We start from the raw sequence: 17180 nt of genomic DNA, 5'->3' as shown, positions 1-17180 counted from the left end.
GTCCCATTATCGCCCGGCAACAGGCACGGGGAGCGCCTCCATGCGGCATCAATTAACATCGTCAGGTGTCTACTTCCTCTGCCGCACTCAGCCTCAAGCTCGCCCACGAGGCTATCTACCAGTCCATCGTCGACTGCGAACGCTGTCCCCGCCTGCGCGAGTACTGCGCGGGACTGGCCCAGACCCGCCGCCGCGCCTATCAGGACCAGACCTACTGGTCGCGGCCCGTGCCCGGCTTCGGCGACCCCCGCGCCCGCATCCTGATCCTCGGGCTCGCGCCCGGAGCCCACGGGGCGAACCGCACTGGGCGGCCTTTTACCGGAGACGGCTCCGGGGCCTTCATGTATCCGATCCTGCACTCGCTCGGCCTCGCGTCGCAGCCTACGGCTATCTCCCGCGACGACGGCCTGCGACTGCGCCACGCGTGGATCGCCTCGGTTGTCCGCTGTGCGCCGCCGGGGGACAAACCGAAGCCGGAGGAGATTCGCAACTGCTCGATCCATCTGACGAACGAGATCGCCGCGCTGAAGCGAGTCAAGGTCGTCGTCTGCCTGGGCAAGATCGCCTGGGACGGCTATCTGGCGCACCTGCTTGGAGCCGGGGTCATCGAGCGCCGGTCAGCTTATACTTTCGGTCATGGCGCACAGTACAAGCTGCCGAATGGTCTGCACCTGCTCGGCTGCTATCACCCATCGCTGCGTAACACCAATACCGGAAGACTGAACGCAACGATGTTCGAGCGGGTCTTCGTCGAGGCCAGGGAGTTGGCGGGCCTGTAGGAGCTTTATTTTGAAAGCAAGGTAGCCAGGAGACCAAAATTCATTCCACAGATTGCGGTAACCAAATAGCCTGTATCTGAATCCAAGCCTGATAGCCAGTTCGAGGAGAAGAGATGAAAGCTAGACAGTATTTGTTCGCATTCGGCATCGGAGCCTCGGTGGGAGCCGCCATTGCTCTGTTGTACGCGCCCCAGAGTGGGGCACAGACACGCAGGAAGCTGAAGCGCAGCGCCGAAGACGCTGCCGAGCAACTGGAAGAGGCCGCAAACTACCTGAAGCAGCAGGCAGAGCAGCTCAGCAGCGATGCCGAGAAACTGGTCAAGAAGGCAAAGGGCAATGTGGAGTACGCCATCGACCACGCCGGTGACATCGTCTCGGGGGCGGTGAAGTCCGCCTCGCGTCTCGTCTAAAAACTCACGCCGGATCAAACGAAGAGGCGCGGATAAGAGCTTATTTCACTCTTGTCCGCGCCTCTTTCTTGTTGTGCTGCAAAAAGATGGCCCGGTGACAAACACCGGGCCATCCTCTGTTTCTGTATGAAAGCTAGACAGTTGTAAGAGCCATCCCGACGGCCTTCTCTTCCCCATCGGAGAGGATCGGCCGGTAGAAGAGCTGGTTGTTCTCGAGGTAGACCTCGAGGAATGCAGGCCGCTCCTTGATGCCGCCGGCGATCAGAGCCTCGGAGAGCGGGTCTTCGACGAACCGCTGCAGCGCCCTGCGCAGAGGCCGCGCGCCGTAGCTGCGGTCGGAGGCCGTCTTCGCCAGGATGTAGCGCTTGGCATCGTCGTTCACCGAGATCGTGATCGCCTTGTGTACGAGGTTCGCGTTGAGCTGCTGCACCAGAAGCTCGAGAATCTGCATCAGGTCGGACTCGGAGAGGGAGGTGAAGATGATGATCTCGTCCAGCCGGTTCAGGAACTCCGGGTTGAACGTGCGCTTGACCTCGCCCTTGACCAGTTCTTCCATCTTCTCCAGCACCATGTCGTTCTTGTCGCTCTGGAAGCCGAGACCCTGCTGCTTCTGCAGGTGCTTGGCTCCGATGTTCGACGTCATCACGATAATGGTGTTCTTGAAGTCGACCGTGTTGCCGAGCCCGTCGGTCAACATGCCGTCCTCAAAGACCTGAAGCAGCAGGTTGTAGACGTCCGGGTGCGCCTTCTCGATCTCGTCCAGCAGGACCACCGAGTACGGCGACCGCTTGACCCGTTCGGTCAACTGCCCGCCCTCCTCGTAGCCCACGTAACCCGGAGGCGAACCGATCAGCTTCGAGACCGAGTGCTTCTCCATGAACTCCGACATGTCGAAGCGAATCAGCGACTTCTCGCTGCCGAAGAGGAACTGCGCCAGGGTCCGGGCCATCTCGGTCTTGCCGACGCCGGTTGGTCCCAGGAACAGGAAGCTGCCGATGGGACGAGCCGGATTCTTGAGGCCCGCCCGCGAGCGGCGGATGGCCCGTGCCAGCGCCGAGATCGCCTTCTCCTGCGAGATCACTCGCTTGTGCAGCTCTTCCTCAACCCGCAGCAGCCGGGTCATCTCCTCTTCCTTCAGTGAGGTGATGGGCACTCCGGTCCAGCGGCTGACGACGTCCTCGATGTCCTCGCGGGTGACGATGCCCGCCGAGGAGTCGTCGAGGTGGTATTTGTCCCGCAGGGCGCGCAGGTTCTCGCGCTCCTTGCGCTCCTCGTCCGAGTAGAAGCGCGCCTTCTCGAACTCATGGTTCGCGATGGCGTTCTCCATGCGGTGGACGATGAACTTGATCCGCTTCTGGACCTCGGTCAACTCCTCGGGCAGGGAGGTCTGGCGCAGCTTGACGCGGGCTCCGGCCTCGTCGATCAGGTCGATGGCCTTGTCGGGCAGGAAGCGGTCAGGAATGTAGCGGCTGGAGTGCGTGACCGAGAAGGTGATGGCCTCGTCGGTGTAGCTGACCGCGTGGAACTTCTCGTACTTCTCCTTGATGCCCATGATGATCTTGATGGCATCCTCTTCAGAGGGAGGAGGCACCTTGACCGCCTGGAAGCGCCGCTCGAGCGAACGGTCCTTCTCGATGGACTTGCGGTACTCGGCCGGGGTGGTTGCGCCGATGCACTGAATCTCGCCGCGGCTGAGCGCGGGCTTCAGGATGTTGGCCGCGTCGAGCGAGCCCTCCGCCGACCCGGCACCGACGAGCGTGTGCAGCTCGTCGATGAAGACGATGGAGTTCGGGTTCTCGACCAGCTCCTTCATGATGGTTTTGAGGCGCTCCTCGAACTGGCCGCGGTACTTGGTGCCCGCGACGATCAGCGAGAGGTCGAGCGCCAGGACGCGCTTGTCGGCCAGAAAGCTGGGGACCTCGCCGTCGGCGATCTTCTGCGCCAGACCCTCGACGATCGCGGTCTTGCCCACGCCCGGCTCACCGATGAGCACCGGGTTGTTCTTGGTCCGGCGGCAGAGGATCTGGATGACCCGGTCGACCTCGGTCTCGCGCCCGACCATGGGGTCGAGCTGCTGGTCCATGGCGGACTGGGTGAGGTCGCGGGAGAACTCGGCCAGCATGGACTGCTCGCCGCGGGCCTGCTTTCCGGCAGCGGCGGGAGCCTTCTCCTGCGTCGTCCGCTGTAGCTCTTCGCGGATGGCGGGCAGGCGCAGGCCGCGCTCGGTCAGTATCTCGGCAGCGAAGCACTTCTCTTCGCGGAGCAGTCCGAGTAACAGGTGTTCGGTGCCGATGTGTTTGTGCGAGAGCCGCTCGGCCTCCTCGGCAGCGTACGCGAGGACCCGCTTGCACTCGTTCGAGAGCGGAAGATCGACCGAGGTCGAGACCTTCTCGCGAATGGTGGTATGGCCTTCAATCTGCTTGCGAATCGACTCGACCGACGCGTGCGAGCGAAGGAAGCGATTCGTCAAAGCCTTGTCCTCCCGCAGCAAACCAAGCAGAAGGTGCTCGGTTTCGATGTAAGGCGACCCGAACTGACTGGCCTCATAGCGTGCGAAAAAGATCACGCGCCGCGCCTTCTCCGTATAGCGTTCGAACATGTGCCCCCTTCAACCGGCGCGTCGCCAGCCCGAGGGCCGGAGTGCGCGCCGTTGGTCCTGTCCTGCAACGTTCCGACTTGAAGCCGGAACACTCAAACAACCGCCCGCAGGCTCGGCAGCATTGCTGCATCTAGTGTAATCGCCGCGTTACATTCGAGAAACTCCCCAAAAAGTTACACCCACAGTAGCAGGAACTTATTTAGACGCTCCCTGTGCAAAAACGGCTCTTAACTAGGTGCTTACGCCTCGAGGCGGCCGTCGCGGAGCCGGAGGACACGGTCGCAGCGATGGGCGAATTCCAGGTTATGAGTGACCAGGACGCTGGTGAGGCCGTGGCTGCGGTGCAGGGTCTGGAGCAGACCGAAGACCGATTCCGCGGTGCGGGCGTCGAGGTCGCCGGTGGGTTCGTCAGCGAGAAGGAGTTTTGGCTCGGTGACCAGGGCGCGGGCCAGGGAGACGCGCTGCTGCTCGCCGCCCGAAAGCTCGCCGGAGCGATTCTCAAGACGGTTACCGAGACCGACCTCTTCGAGCCAGCGCTGGGCTTTTTCCATGGCGGGGCCGCGACGTTCGCCACGCGCCAGCAGCGGCATGGCGACGTTCTCCTGCGCGGTGAACTCGGGGAGTAAGTAGTGGAACTGCCAGACATAGCCGACCTGACGGTTGCGGAAGTCGGCGGCCTGGCGGCTGGAGAGGGTGCTGAGGGCGGTCTCGCCGAACCAGACCTCGCCAGAGGTGGGCCGGTCGAGCACGGCGAGCAGGTGCAGCAGGGAACTCTTGCCCGCGCCACTCTCGCCGACGATGGCGACCATCTCTCCGGCGTGGACGGAGAGGTCGAGCTGCCGGAAGAGGACGAGTTCGGGGCCGCCGGAGACGGAAGGATAGCTCTTGGTCAGGGACTCGGTGCGGAGCAGGGGCATGGTCTTTACCTACTTTACTCGGCCTGATTGATTCCAATGCAAAAAGCCTCCCGCGATGAGGTCGCGGGAGGCTTTGTTTGAAGCGTTTAGAGCAGGAGCTTTTGCGAGAAGCGCTCCCGCCCGTGCGGCCAGCACCTACCAGCCGCGATTTTGCATCCGGTCCTGCTCTTCGATGGCGGCGGCGGCCAGGCCCTTCATGCTGCCGAGGACGGCCTCCGAGGCTTCGGCGACGATCTTCGGGTCGTTATAGTGGAGCGTGGCCAGAACGATGGCCTTGGCGCGGGAGACGGCTTCGGCGCGCTCGTCCGGGACGCAGGGCTTGCCGATCTCGGCAGTGGTGCAGAGGCCGACCTCGGCGTCGTGCTTGGAGAAGATGCTGACGTTGAGCGGCACCGCGCCGTCCTTCATGAAGATGCCCGAGCCGACGAAGATCGTCTCTGCGCCGAGCTGCATCATCAGGGCCGCGTCGGCCGGGGTGGCGATGCCGCCCGCCGAGAAGTTCGGCACCGGCAGCTTGCCCGCCTTGGCGACCATGCGGATCAGCTCATACGGCGCGCCGTGGACCTTGGCGGCGTTGTACAGTTCCTGATCGGAGAGGACGGTCAGGGCCTTGATCTCGCGAGTAATCTGGCGCATGTGCTGCACGGCGTGGACGACGTCGCCGGTGCCCGGCTCGCCCTTGGTGCGGATCATGGCCGCGCCCTCGGCGATGCGGCGCAGGGCCTCGCCCAGGTTCTTCGCGCCGCAGACGAACGGCGTGGTGAAGGCATGCTTGTCGATGTGATAGACCTCGTCGGCGGGCGTCAGTACCTCGGACTCGTCGATGAAGTCGACGCCGAGGGTCTGGAGCACCTGGGCCTCGGCGAAGTGGCCGATGCGGGCCTTGGCCATGACGGGGATGGAGACGGTGGCGATGATCTCGCGGATGAGCTTGGGGTTGGCCATGCGGGCCACGCCGCCCTCGGCGCGGATCATGGCCGGGACGCGCTCGAGCGCCATGACGGAGACGGCTCCGGCTTCTTCGGCGATGCGGGCCTGCTCGACGTTCATGACGTCCATGATGACGCCGCCCTTGAGCATCTCGGCCAGGCCGGTCTTGAGGCGAAGGGAGGTGGTTCCGGTTCCGTTGTTGTCTGACATGTGAATCCTCTTTCTACTGCCGCCCGTACGCGGGTGGGCCAAACTTTCTTTGAACGTTAAGTTTAGCAGTTTGAGACGTTTTAAATGGCTTAGATATCTGAACGTTTTATCTGTACGTTTTAGCCGGATGAAGAGGGTGCGGCGCTATCTCATCTTTTCAAGCAGCGCGGGGTCGATGGCGATGAAGAACCCCTTTGCTCGCGCGAGGATGGTGCCGTTGGGATGAATCAGCTCGGCCTCGTGGTGGAGCTTGCGTCCGTCACGCTGAAGATGGCGGCCAACGAGCGTCAGTTCGACTCCAAGGGGCGACGGGCGGAGGTAATCGACGTTGAGGTTGCGGGTCATGGCGATGACGCCGAGGGCGCGGTTGAGCTTGCTCATGGCCTCGTCCATCAGGGTGGCGATGATGCCCCCGTGGATGTGGCCGGGAGGGCCTTCGTGCAGGCGTGTGAGGTTGACTCGGACCGTGGAGGTGATGGCGTCAGGGGTCGATTCGACGAGGAAGGAGAGGTGCAGGCCTTCGGGGTTGTCGGGACCACAGCCGAAGCAGTGGCTGGCGCGCTCGTCGATGGTGCGGACGTCGACGGGGTCGAGACCGTCGGGGGCGTGGCTTTCGGAAGCTGGCATCGTTCCTCGTTGTTTGAAGCTTTTATAGTTACAAATTGAATTAGTTGCTTAAATAGTTACGAATCATTAAGAGTTACAAATTGCCAGGATCGACGCGCCGAAGCGGTCAGTCTTCTCTGGTCCCATGCCGCTGATGCTGCGGAGTTGGGTGAGGTTCTGCGGCCGCGCGAGCACGATGCTGCGCAGAGTCGTGGTGCCTAGAACGAAGAACTGCGGCAGGCCGATCTTTTCGGACTCCACCTTGCGCCATTCGCGCAGACGTTCGTCAAGGATGCGTTGCGCGGGGTCCAGAGCATCGGCCGGGTCGGCTGTCGCGACACGTTGACGGGTGAAGGTCTCAGGCTCGCGACTGGAGCTGGCCTGTATGGGCCTGGGGCTGCTGCTAGGCGTGGGTGCAGCGGGCTGGGCGAAGCTCTTTTGGACTGGCTTGGGGGTGGTTTTGGTCTTGGGAGCGGGGGCTCCGAACTCACCGGGAGCCTCGCGGCCAGAACAGATGGCGCAGATGGCCGCGCCGTAGCGGTCGGCCTTGTCGGGGCCGATGCCGGAGACGGTTAGAAGCTCGGGGATCGTCTTCGGCGCGGCCAGAACGAGGGCGCGGAGGCTCGAGTCGGAGAAGACGATAAAGGCGGGCTTGCCGGTTTGGGCGGCCTCGGCCTTGCGCCACTCGCGGAGGCTGGTTTCGAGCAGGGTCTGGGCTGGGGTATAGTTGGCCTGCTCTGCTGTTGCTGCTGCGGATTTTGCTTTCTTTCTGGGGGCTGAACTGCCGCTGCCCGGTTGCGCGCTGCGCAGGACGACGCCGAGCGGATTGCCGGGGCCGAGGGTGCGGCCCTCGTGGGTTAGCGCGGCCTTCTTGTAGTTGAGGACCTTGCCCTCGGGGTTGGTCCACGAGTCGGCGGTGAGGGTGATGAGGCCAGCGCGGGCGAGACCGTCGAGGAGCGAGTCGAAGTGCTTGCGATCCTTGGTGATGGCCGTGTCGGTGAAGAGGCGGCCGGTGGCCTTGGATTTACCGCCGTCCAGCTCGCGCAGGATGGTGCGGAGGTCGTGGTCTTCGCTGGAGCTGGGTGCGGCGAAGCTCTGGGCCATCGTTCCGGAGGGGGCGCAGAAGTCGCAGTGGCCACAGGGGCGGTGGCCGTCGGCGGTGTCGCCGAAGTGGCGGATGAGCGCGGACATGCGGCACTGCGCGGTCTCGGCGAACTGCACCATGCGGTCGATCTGGGAGCGGCGGAAGGCGATCTGCTGGTCGTAGCCGGACTGCCAGGCCGTGCTGGCGTTGGGGCTGCGCCGCACCAGGTTGTTCATGTCGATCTGCGCGGCTCCCTGCGCGGCCAGCTTCTCGACCGACTTGGCGAAGACGTCGCGGTCCATGCGCAGCTTGGCGGCGAGGGCCTCGGGCATCTCGAACTCGTCGGTGAGGACCTGCGCGACGCGGGCTAGATCGGTGAGCGGCGGGTAATCGCGGTCGAGGAAGAACTCGTGCATCTTGCGGTCCTGGTAGCTGTGCAGCAGGACCGTGCGCGAGGGCAGGCCGTCGCGGCCGGCGCGGCCGATCTCCTGGTAGTACGCTTCCACGGACGCAGGCAACGCCGTATGGATGACCGTCCGGACGTCGGCCTTGTCGATGCCCATGCCGAAGGCGATGGTGGCCACGACCACGTCGAGCTTGCCCCCGAGGAAGTGGCGCTGGACGCGCTCACGGGTGCCGGGGTCCAGCCCGGCGTGGTATGCGGCGGCGGGGAAGTGGCGGCCCAGCTCGGAGGCGAGGTCTTCGGCGGCCTTGCGTGAGGGCGCGTAGACGATGGCGGGGCGGGCCGTGGGGGATTGCAGGTACTTGGAGGCGAAGGCTGTCCGCTGCGGCTTCGATAGCTCGACCACCTCGATGGCCAGGTTCTCGCGGCGGAAGCCGTGGATGAAGAGCGCGGGCTGTGAGAGGTTGAGCTGGGCGACGATATCCTTCTGGACGGTGGGTGTCGCGGTGGCCGTGAGGGCGATGATGGGCGCGGGGCGGAGAGACGGCAGGTACTCGCCGAGGGTGCGGTAGTCGGGGCGGAAGTCGTGGCCCCAGGCCGAGATGCAGTGGGCCTCGTCGATGGCAATGAGCGAGGGCTTGCGCTTGGCGAGCATCTCGGGGAAGCCGGGGACGCGCATTCTTTCGGGGGCGATGAACAAGAACTGTAAAGTGCCGTCGAGGTAGTCGCGGCAGGCCTGGCGGGCGTCTTCGCGCGAGAGGCCGGAGTGGATGCGGGCGACGCGGAGACCGGCGGCGGTGAGCTTTGAGGCCTGGTCGTCCATGAGCGCGATGAGCGGCGAGATGACCAGGCCCGTGCCGCCGCGGGCGATGGCTGGAAGCTGATAGCAGAGACTCTTGCCCGCTCCGGTGGGCATCACGAGCAGGACGTCGCGGCCGTCGGTGGCGGCGCGGCAGACGGCCTCCTGGTTGGCACGGAAGGCGGAGAAGCCAAAGGTGCTGTGGAGCAGCGAGGCGAGGTTCGAGGATGCGTGTTTTTGGGGAGCCTGATTCATAGCCGCGAATCTATCTTCGCATGGTCTTCGCCCAGCGGGTTGCGGGCGTTGGTAGCCGGTGTCGGTGGAGTCACGATCCCAAAATGGGAAGGCGAACGAGGAAAGTGTCCGCTAAGTGGGGAAGGGGTACGAGTTTCGTAGAGGAGTGAATTTAGTTTAACGATAGGGACGCGAAACTTTTCTTGATAGGATGTCCGTACTTCATACAGCATTCATCTGCCATTCCACGCAGCATCCATAGAAAGCGAAGGTTCTCTTGACCCTATACGATCGTCGAGCTTTTCGTCGTAGCATCACTGTCGGGATGAGCGTCATCCTGCTTGCATCTTCTGCCTTCACGCAGGCGCAGGGCCGCCGCGCTCCCGCTCCCGATGCGCCAGCCGAGAACGGAGACTCTCTGCCGATTCCGGCAGAGACGACCAGCGTGACCAAGCATGATTGGAGCGCGGGCGGCCGTGCCATCCACTACACCGCGACGGCCGGGAACCTGCTGGTCGACGACGAGAAGGGCAAGCCGATCGGCAGCCTCTTCTACACGGCCTACACCGAGGATGGAGTGGATGCCAAGGCGCGCCCGGTGACCTTCTTCTATAACGGCGGTCCGGGTTCGGCGACTATCTGGTTGCATATGGGCTCGTTCGGGCCGGTGCGCGTGGTCACCGAGAGCCCCAAGCCCACCGGCCCCGCGCCCTTCGAAACGGTGCAGAACCAGTACAGCCTGATCGACCGCAGCGACCTGGTGTTTATCGACGCGCCTCTGGCGGGCTTTTCGCGCGCTGTGGGCAAGGGAACGATCAAGGATTTTGCGGGCGTCGATGAGGATGTGCGGGCCTTTGAGAAGTTCATCATCCGCTACATCACGGTGAACCAACGCTGGAACTCGCCCAAGTTTCTTTTCGGCGAGTCCTACGGGACGCCGCGCTCGGCTGCTCTGGTGGCCGCGTTGCAGAACGACGGAGTCGAGTTCAACGGTGTCACGCTGCTTTCGTCCATCCTGAACTACAACGTGCGCAACCCAGGCTACGACCGCGATCCGTTGACCTACCTGCCGTCGTATGCAGCCATCGCCTACTACTACAACAAGGTGAAGCACACGGGCACGTTGCCGGAGTTTGTGCAGCAGGCTCGTGAGTTCGCGCGTGGGCCGTACGCGGAGGCGCTGCAACAGGGCGACCGGCTGCCTGCGGCTCAGTTCGATGCCATCGCCGAGAAGCTCTCAGGCTTTACCGGCCTCAGCGTGCAGTACCTGAAGGAGTCCAAGCTGCGGGTCTCGCCGACCCACTTCCGCAAGGAGCTGCTGCGCGGCGACGACCGTATCGTGGGCCGCTACGATGCACGCTTCGAGGGCTGGGACACAGACTCGGCGGGCGAGAATCCGGACTCCGATCCTTCGGATACGGCCATCGCGGGTGTCTTTGTCGGGGCCTTCCACGAGTACATCCAGAAGGAGTTGAAGATGACGACCACGGAGCCTTACTTTCTGTCGGCTCCAGGGATGAATGGGGCGTGGAACTTCCATCACAGGCCCAGCGGAGACCGCGGCGGGCGTCTGCAGACCGCTCCTGATACCGCGATGGACTTGGCCGATGCGATCCGGAAGAACCCGCACCTGCGTGTCTTCTCGGCTAATGGATGGTTCGATCTGGCGACGCCGTTTTTCGGCACCGAGTACGACATCAGCCACATGCTGCTGCCGCCCTCGCTTATCGGAAACGTGCAGTTCGGGTACTACCCGTCGGGGCACATGGCTTATCTGAACGTCGAGGCTCTGAAGGAGCTGAAGGGCGATCTGGATAAGTTCTATACCGAAGCGACGAAGCACTAAAGACAAGAGGGCGAGCCTGAGTGGCTCGCCCTCTTGTTTGAAGAATGGGAGAAGTGCTTAGTTGGTGAGCACGGCACGGTAGCGCACCTGGCGCTTCTTCACCTTGGCGACGGCCTCGTTGGCCTGGGCCATGGGGAAGCGTTCGGAGATGGTCTTGACGTTATGGCGGGCGGCTACGTCGAGCATCTCTCGCAGGTCGCTGGGGCTGCCGGTGGGGCTGCCCGCGATGGCGCGCTGGCCGCCGATGAGCGAGAAGGGTTGGATCTGAAGTGGTGACGGGCTCGCGCCGACGATGCAGAGCGTGCCCTTGGGACGCAACGCGTTGACGTAGCCCTGCCAGTCGTGGTCGGCGTTGACTGTGCTGAGCAGGATGTCGAAGCTGCCTGCGAGCTTCTTGAGGGCGTTGGTCTCACGGGTATTGACGAAGTTGTGCGCGCCGAGCTTGCGGGCCTCGGCCTCCTTGGTCTTGGAGGTGGAGAAGGCCGTAACCTCGGCTCCGAAGGCGCGGGCGAACTGGAGGCCGATGTGGCCAAGCCCACCGATGCCGATGATTCCGATCCGCGAAGAGGGCCGTGCGCCGTGGTTGCGCAACGGGCTGTAGACCGTGATGCCGCCGCAGAGCAGGGGAGCGACGTTTTCGCTCTCGAGTACTTCCGGGACCGGGATGGCGAAGCGGGAGTTGACCCGTACCGAGTCCGCGTAGCCGCCATTGCGGCCGACGCAGGTGGGCTGGGAGCTGGCGCAAAGGTGCTCATCGCCCTGGCGGCACCACTCGCAGATGCCGCAGCTATCGGCCTGCCAGCCTATGCCGACGCGGTCGCCCCGCGTGAAGCCGCGCACGGCCGAGCCGATGGCGGTGATGGTGCCTACGATCTCGTGGCCGGGGATGAAGGGATAGCGGCTGAGTCCCCAGTCGTTGTCGATGAGATGAATGTCGCTATGACAGACGCCGCAGTGAGTGATGCGGACCTCGACCTCATAAGCGCCGAGCTCGCCTGCGTCATATTTGTAGGGCAGAAGTTGCGCACCCGCAGCGTACACCGCAAGACCGTGAATTTCACTCATTGGTTTTGATATCCCCGGAACGCACAGGTTGGAATGCGCAGGCCGTTCTTCTGTAGGTTTTGATCCTTATTTTACAACAGCCTACTTTCGCGGGGATGGCTGTTCCGTAGAAGGAGTGGAGACGAGATTTCATTGGTGCTAACGTGGAGTCAATCTTTCCTGACTGGCGGGCCGGGCCGGGTTCCGATAGTCGCTGAGGGGATGCGGGTAGATCCAGATCAAGATTCAGGGGTAGCCGTGATGAAGCTGACCAGTTCGAGTCGACGGTTCGTGCGGCTGGCGTTGCTGCCAGTGATCTTGCAGGTGATGATATTGGGCGCGGGGAGGATCTGGGCGCAGGCCGCTCCTGCAACTCCGCCTGCCGCTACTGCTCCCGATGACAGCGGGCCGCAGACCGACAACGGCGGCATCATCCTGAAGAAAAAGAAGGATTCGGCCGACGAGCCGCCACCGCCGCCAGCTCCTGAGCAGCCCAAGGTGAAGAATCCGGACAATGCCACCTACTCGCTGCGGGTGGATGTGCCGATTGTGAACCTGGACGTGTCGGTGCTCCTTGATAAGACCCACCAGTTTGTGCCTGGGCTGAAGCCGGAGAACTTTGTGGTGGTCGAGGACGGCGTGGAGCAGGAGACGCCGAAGGTGCGGATCACGCAGACGCCGATAACGGCGGTGATGCTGCTGGAGTTTGCGGCGAACTCGTACTTCCTGATCCGCGATATGCAGAATACCTCGGTGAGCTTCTACCACTCGCTGCACCCGAACGACTATGTGGCGGTGGTGACGTACGATCTGCGCACGCATATCCTGACGGACTTCACCAATAACAAGGAGGTACTGGCCGATTCGCTGCGCTCGCTGGTGATCCCGACGTTTTCGGACACGAACCTCTTCGACGCGCTTTACGAGACGCTGGACCGGAGCACGCGGATCGACGGGCGGAAGTACATTATCCTGGTCAGCTCGGGGCGGGACACGTTCTCGAAGATCACTTTGGACAAGATCCTCGAGAAGATCAAAGCGACGCCGAATGTGACGATCTTTTCGATTGCAACCGGTGGCCTGCTGAACGAGATGCGAAGCGGTGGCGGGCCACGCGAGATGAACTTCTTGCAGGCGCAGAACCAGTTGCAAACTTTTGCGCGGATGACGGGTGGTATGTACTTCAACCCGATCTTCGAGGGCACACTGCCGGATGTGTTTGCGCAGATCAACGACTCGATCCGGAATCAGTATGTGCTGACTTACCGGCCGACGAACACCAGCAACGACGGGTCGTACCGGAAGGTGAAAGTGCTGCTGGTGGACAACGAGGGCAAGCCGCTGAAGATGCAGGACGAGAAACAGCGGCCGGTGAAATACTCGGTGATCGCACGGGATGGATATAACGCGAGGCGGCCGGTGGAGTAGGAAGTAGTGGTTGAATATGTAACGCGTTGTCCACATTGACCTGAAAGGCCATTGCCCGTACACTCATCTAAGTGGTTGTCAGCGAGGTGCTTTCTTACAAGAGAGCAAGCGCGACGCCCGAACTCAACCTGTGTTGCCCCCTCGTTCAATGGTAGGACCGACGACTCTGAATCGTTCAATCGGGGTTCGAATCCCTGGGGGGCAACCAATGCACAAAATCCCGCACTTCGGTGCACCTCCTCGCACTTCTTTGCACTCAGATAACTTGCTAAAAAATGAAAGGTTTAGATGGTTTCTCCCTAAGAGGTGCTTTTCGGTCTCATATGAGCCAGACATTTGTGTGGGCACGAATGTGGGTATAGCTTCCCCAAAATGTGGGTAACGAAAAATCCACCTTTTGGAGGGAAGATTGCATGGAACTGACTGTCAGAGTAATTGACGCTGCAAAACCGATGAGCAAGCAGTACAAGTTGGCGGACGAAAAGGGCTCTGTCTTCTTGTGATGCCTTCAGAGGCGAAGTCCTGGCGTTGGCGGTATCGCTTCGACGGTAAGGAAAAGATGATGTCGCTCGGGGAGTATCCCAAAGTCGGCCTCAAGGAGGCTCGGGATCGCCTGGCGGAAGCCCGGAAACTCTGGTCAGGCGGCATCGATCCCCTGGCCGAACGTAAGGCGGTAGTCGAAGCGAAAGAAGCCGAGGAGCGCGAGCAGCAGCGTCGGGCCGAAAGCAGCTTCGAATTAATCGCCCGTGACTGGTGGGCCAGGTGGAAAGAGGGTAAGTCTCGACGACATGCCGACACCGTCATGTCGCGTCTGGAAGCCGACGTCTTCGCCCGATACGGTCACCGAACTCGACATCTTAGGACTTCCTCGGTCAAACTCAATGGATCCTGATCGAATGTGAAACGTACCATTGACGACCTCGTGGGTCGTGTTGAGCCGTATCCTGACCTCGCTTCCATCCGGGTTGACGCTGAAGGTCTGACTCTGAGCGAGTGAGGCTGGAACAAATAGGAGCGCAAGCGCTACGGCTGCGAAAGATTTCATTTCATCTCCTATGGAGCGCTGTGAAGGACGAGAGTAGTTTCGGTGCCTTAATTTAGTCGGAGACCATGTGTGGAGCGGCAGCAGTTGAGCTGCGGAGGTGCCCGTACGGGATATGGACGACGGCGACCGGTTTGTCGAGAGGCGGTGACTTGTGTAAATCATCCATGGTTGAGAATGCATGGCCATCTGTTCAGTACCGATGAACCTTTGCCTCCACGGACATTCCCGGCAACAGAGGCCGCCCTGACACGTCTTTGGCTGTTAGCCGGATGCGAACTGGAATACGTTGTACGACCTTCACGTAGTTGCCCGTTGCATTGTCCGGAGCGATGAGGGCGTATTTCGATCCGGTAGCGCCACCAATGCTTTCAACCGATCCCTTCAGGTCGCTGTCGTAGGTATCGACGTGAATCGTTACAGATGCGCCCGGGGTCACGTGGCTCAACTGAGTTTCTTTGAAGTTGGCGGTCACCCAGATATCGTCAGTGGAAACGAGATCGAGGAGGAGTTGACCGGGGGCGACTCTTTGTCCCGTCTCCAGGCTGCGTCGCCCGACGATGCCGCTTACCGGGGCAACAATCTCCGTGTAGCCCAGATTGAGCTGTGCATTGTGCAGCTCGGCCTTTGATTCCTTCAATTCTCCAATGACGCGTCCCACGCTGCTGTGCGCTGTAGCGATGAGCTGGGGCGCGGCGGCGGCGGCGGCGACTTCCTCTTTACGTTCTGCAATATCTTGTTTGGAAGATTGAATCTTCTCCTGCGCGGCCTGAAGGTTCGCTTCAGCCGCTGCTAGCTGCGCCGCGGAGACACTTGCTTCCGTCATGCGCGTGTCATATTCAGAACGAGATATCTCATGTGAATTCACGAGCTGTTCGTATCGCACTCGATCCGTTTCGGCTCGGTGAGCCGTCGCCCGCGCTTGCTCCACCTGGGCCTTCGCTGCAATCTCAGTGGCTTGAGCACTGGCGTAGTCAGCCTCGGCTTTCGTCACCGAAACCTGTGCGGAGGCCAGCCTGCTTGAAGCGGTCGCCTGGGTGATGGGTACGGAGAGCTGTGCGCTCCGCAACTGCGCCTCCTCGGCCTGGACGTCGCCTTCGAGTCGATCCACTGCCGGACTATAGTCGTTCGTATCCAGCCGTGCGAGAACGGTGCCCGCCTTCACGAACTTGGTATCGTCGATATCCGGATTCACCCAGGTCACGGTGCCAGCGACTCGAGCATTGACAGGGTGAATATGACCATCGACCTGAGCATCGTTCGTCGAAGGCGAACCATAGTTACCCGACCAAATGAGGTAGCATCCGGCGATAGCGACGAGGATGGCGGCTACAACAAGGAAGCGAGCAGCAGGGCGGCGAAGACCTTCAAGTTGGATTGACATAGCTACCGTACTCCAAGGTATGTTGCGTAGTCACGTTCCGCTGTTCCGGTTGAGCGGATCAGCGTCAATTTGGCAAGATTGTGTGCGTACACACTTTCGATTTTGTTGTCCTGCGCGCTTACAAGGGCTTGCTGTGCTTCGATAAGCTCAAGGCTGTTGGAGACACCGGCCTCAAAACGATCCTTCGCCTGGCGAAGACCGTCAGCAGCAAGCAGCAGATTGGTATCCGCCACCTCCACACTCTTATCCGCAGCACGCAGATCCAGAAGGGCAGAACGGACGTCGTAACTCGTCCTCTGCTGCAGGTCCTCATACTCCGCCTGGCTTCGACGCAGCGCTGCCTCTGCTGTCTGTACATCCGCCTGGATGCGCCGTCCAGTGAAGATGGGTACGCTCAACTCCCCCTCGACGTGGTAGGTCCCGTAAGCATGACCAAACGTGACTCCGGTCTCACCCCCATTGCCAGCCACAGCAAGCTCAGGTAATCGCTTCGCGGTTTGAGCTTTGACCTCCTGTTTCGCTTGTTCTACGCGAGCAGCAGCAGCCTTTAAGTCCTGCCGCGAAGCGGATGCTTCCCTGAGAAGGTCATCGAGGTTTTCCTGCGGAGTCCGGGTAAAGCCGACGTCCGATGTGAGTACAAATTCCTGTTCCACAGGAAGTCCGATGATTCGGGTGAGACCGAGTTTGTCCTTCTCTAAGCGAACCTGTACCAGTGCCAGGCGCTGTTCTGCACTCTCCCGTGCGACGGTCGCGCGAATCGCGTCGATCTCAGGCGAGACCTGGCGCGAGACGCGATCCTTGAGAAGGCTCTCCAGAGCTTGCGCAGAAGCAAGCTCTGCCTCGGCGGCTTTTACTCGCGACTGGCTGGACAATACTTCGAGGTACGCGCTTGTCGAGGCCAGAACTACGATATTGCGCGCATCCGCGAGGGATGCCTCGCTTACCTTTTCCTCGTCATGGGCAGCACGGAGTTCGTGCAAGGAAGAGAGATCCAATCTCTGTCTGTAAGAAATGTCCGCCGACTGCCAGTTGAACTGGCCGATGAAATTCGGCAGCCCCAGTTTCTGAGCGCCAATCGTGTTCAGAGAAATATTGCTATACACCTCCGTCAGATTGGCTGAAAGCTGAGGCAACAGAGCGGACAGAGCCCGTATTCGAGCCGCGCGAGATACGGCATGGGCTTGTTCTGTATCGATCAGACCCAAATTTGACCGCAGCCCAAGGCTTACGATCTCTGACAATGTAAGCGGCAGGACGCCTGGAACCAGCGGCCTAAGCGGGACGCTCCCCAGATAAGGATTCTGTGCCTGGACGGCGAGCGCACTCGGGTTCGTCGTGTTAGTGCCAGGGTCGAAGGGGCGTGGCGTGGCGATGCTGTTCGCAAGAGGGCTGTTGCTGCTTGTACTCTGTGCGCCGAGGCGAGGTATCAGAAGCATCGTTGCTGCAAGCAACGAGAGTTTGCAGA

General features: G+C 61.6%; 12 protein-coding genes, 1 tRNA gene and 1 pseudogene. 6 read left to right on the top strand and 8 right to left on the bottom strand.

Annotated features, from left to right (window positions below):
- Window positions 1-65: 65 nt before the first annotated feature.
- Entirely contained in the window at window positions 66-779 is a 714-nt protein-coding gene (locus FTO74_RS10245) for a uracil-DNA glycosylase (protein WP_162538061.1), read from the top strand.
- Between the two features lie 113 nt (window positions 780-892).
- Window positions 893-1189, top strand: coding sequence for a YtxH domain-containing protein (locus FTO74_RS10240; RefSeq protein WP_162538060.1), 297 nt, complete (start codon window positions 893-895; stop codon window positions 1187-1189).
- Between the two features lie 133 nt (window positions 1190-1322).
- Here FTO74_RS10240 and FTO74_RS10235 read toward each other — a convergent pair whose 3' ends face one another.
- From FTO74_RS10235 to FTO74_RS10215, 5 genes are all read right to left on the bottom strand, one after another.
- Window positions 1323-3788: an ATP-dependent Clp protease ATP-binding subunit gene (locus FTO74_RS10235; RefSeq protein ID WP_162538059.1), complete on the bottom strand. Its 2466-nt coding sequence runs from the start codon at window positions 3786-3788 to the stop codon at window positions 1323-1325.
- Between the two features lie 239 nt (window positions 3789-4027).
- Window positions 4028-4705: an ABC transporter ATP-binding protein gene (locus tag FTO74_RS10230; RefSeq protein WP_162538058.1), complete on the bottom strand. Its 678-nt coding sequence runs from the start codon at window positions 4703-4705 to the stop codon at window positions 4028-4030.
- A gap of 135 nt (window positions 4706-4840) precedes the next feature.
- The gene (gene pdxS, locus FTO74_RS10225) at window positions 4841-5845 is read right to left on the bottom strand and encodes a pyridoxal 5'-phosphate synthase lyase subunit PdxS (protein ID WP_162538057.1); all 1005 of its coding nucleotides are present in this window, start codon (window positions 5843-5845) and stop codon (window positions 4841-4843) included.
- Window positions 5846-5989: 144 nt separating this feature from the next.
- Window positions 5990-6472 carry a PaaI family thioesterase gene (locus FTO74_RS10220; RefSeq protein WP_162538056.1) on the bottom strand — a complete coding sequence of 161 codons (483 nt, stop codon included), beginning with the start codon at window positions 6470-6472 and terminating at the stop codon, window positions 5990-5992.
- 66 nt (window positions 6473-6538) lie between these two features.
- Window positions 6539-8992 carry a RecQ family ATP-dependent DNA helicase gene (locus tag FTO74_RS10215; RefSeq protein ID WP_162538055.1) on the bottom strand — a complete coding sequence of 818 codons (2454 nt, stop codon included), beginning with the start codon at window positions 8990-8992 and terminating at the stop codon, window positions 6539-6541.
- A gap of 304 nt (window positions 8993-9296) precedes the next feature.
- Here FTO74_RS10215 and FTO74_RS10210 point away from each other — a divergent pair, with 304 nt between their 5' ends.
- The gene (locus FTO74_RS10210; RefSeq protein ID WP_162538054.1) at window positions 9297-10817 is read left to right on the top strand and encodes a peptidase S10; all 1521 of its coding nucleotides are present in this window, start codon (window positions 9297-9299) and stop codon (window positions 10815-10817) included.
- Window positions 10818-10874: 57 nt separating this feature from the next.
- On the opposite strand, the gene FTO74_RS10205 is transcribed toward FTO74_RS10210, so the two are convergent.
- Window positions 10875-11882 (bottom strand): NAD(P)-dependent alcohol dehydrogenase, encoded by a 1008-nt coding sequence (locus FTO74_RS10205; RefSeq protein WP_162538053.1) that lies wholly within the window; start codon window positions 11880-11882, stop codon window positions 10875-10877.
- A 240-nt stretch (window positions 11883-12122) separates the two neighbouring features.
- Here FTO74_RS10205 and FTO74_RS10200 point away from each other — a divergent pair, with 240 nt between their 5' ends.
- From FTO74_RS10200 to FTO74_RS10190, 3 genes and pseudogenes are all read left to right on the top strand, one after another.
- Window positions 12123-13289 carry a VWA domain-containing protein gene (locus FTO74_RS10200; protein ID WP_162538052.1) on the top strand — a complete coding sequence of 389 codons (1167 nt, stop codon included), beginning with the start codon at window positions 12123-12125 and terminating at the stop codon, window positions 13287-13289.
- Between the two features lie 134 nt (window positions 13290-13423).
- Window positions 13424-13497, top strand: a tRNA-Gln gene (locus FTO74_RS10195).
- A 270-nt stretch (window positions 13498-13767) separates the two neighbouring features.
- A pseudogene (locus FTO74_RS10190) lies at window positions 13768-14181 on the top strand (Arm DNA-binding domain-containing protein); the annotation flags it as partial.
- 343 nt (window positions 14182-14524) lie between these two features.
- Here the strand turns inward: FTO74_RS10190 and FTO74_RS10185 are convergent.
- Together FTO74_RS10185 and FTO74_RS10180 are read right to left on the bottom strand one after the other, a co-directional pair.
- Window positions 14525-15715 (bottom strand): HlyD family secretion protein, encoded by a 1191-nt coding sequence (locus tag FTO74_RS10185; RefSeq protein ID WP_162538050.1) that lies wholly within the window; start codon window positions 15713-15715, stop codon window positions 14525-14527.
- 2 nt (window positions 15716-15717) lie between these two features.
- Window positions 15718-17151, bottom strand: a complete 1434-nt coding sequence (locus tag FTO74_RS10180) for a TolC family protein (RefSeq protein WP_255462634.1) — start codon at window positions 17149-17151, stop codon at window positions 15718-15720.
- Between the last annotated feature and the right edge of the window lie 29 nt (window positions 17152-17180).

Source organism: Granulicella sp. WH15, from assembly GCF_009914315.1.
GTDB lineage: Bacteria > Acidobacteriota > Terriglobia > Terriglobales > Acidobacteriaceae > Edaphobacter.
The sequence above is the reverse complement of the archived record's forward strand: the minus strand, read 5'-3'. Positions and strand labels throughout refer to the sequence as shown.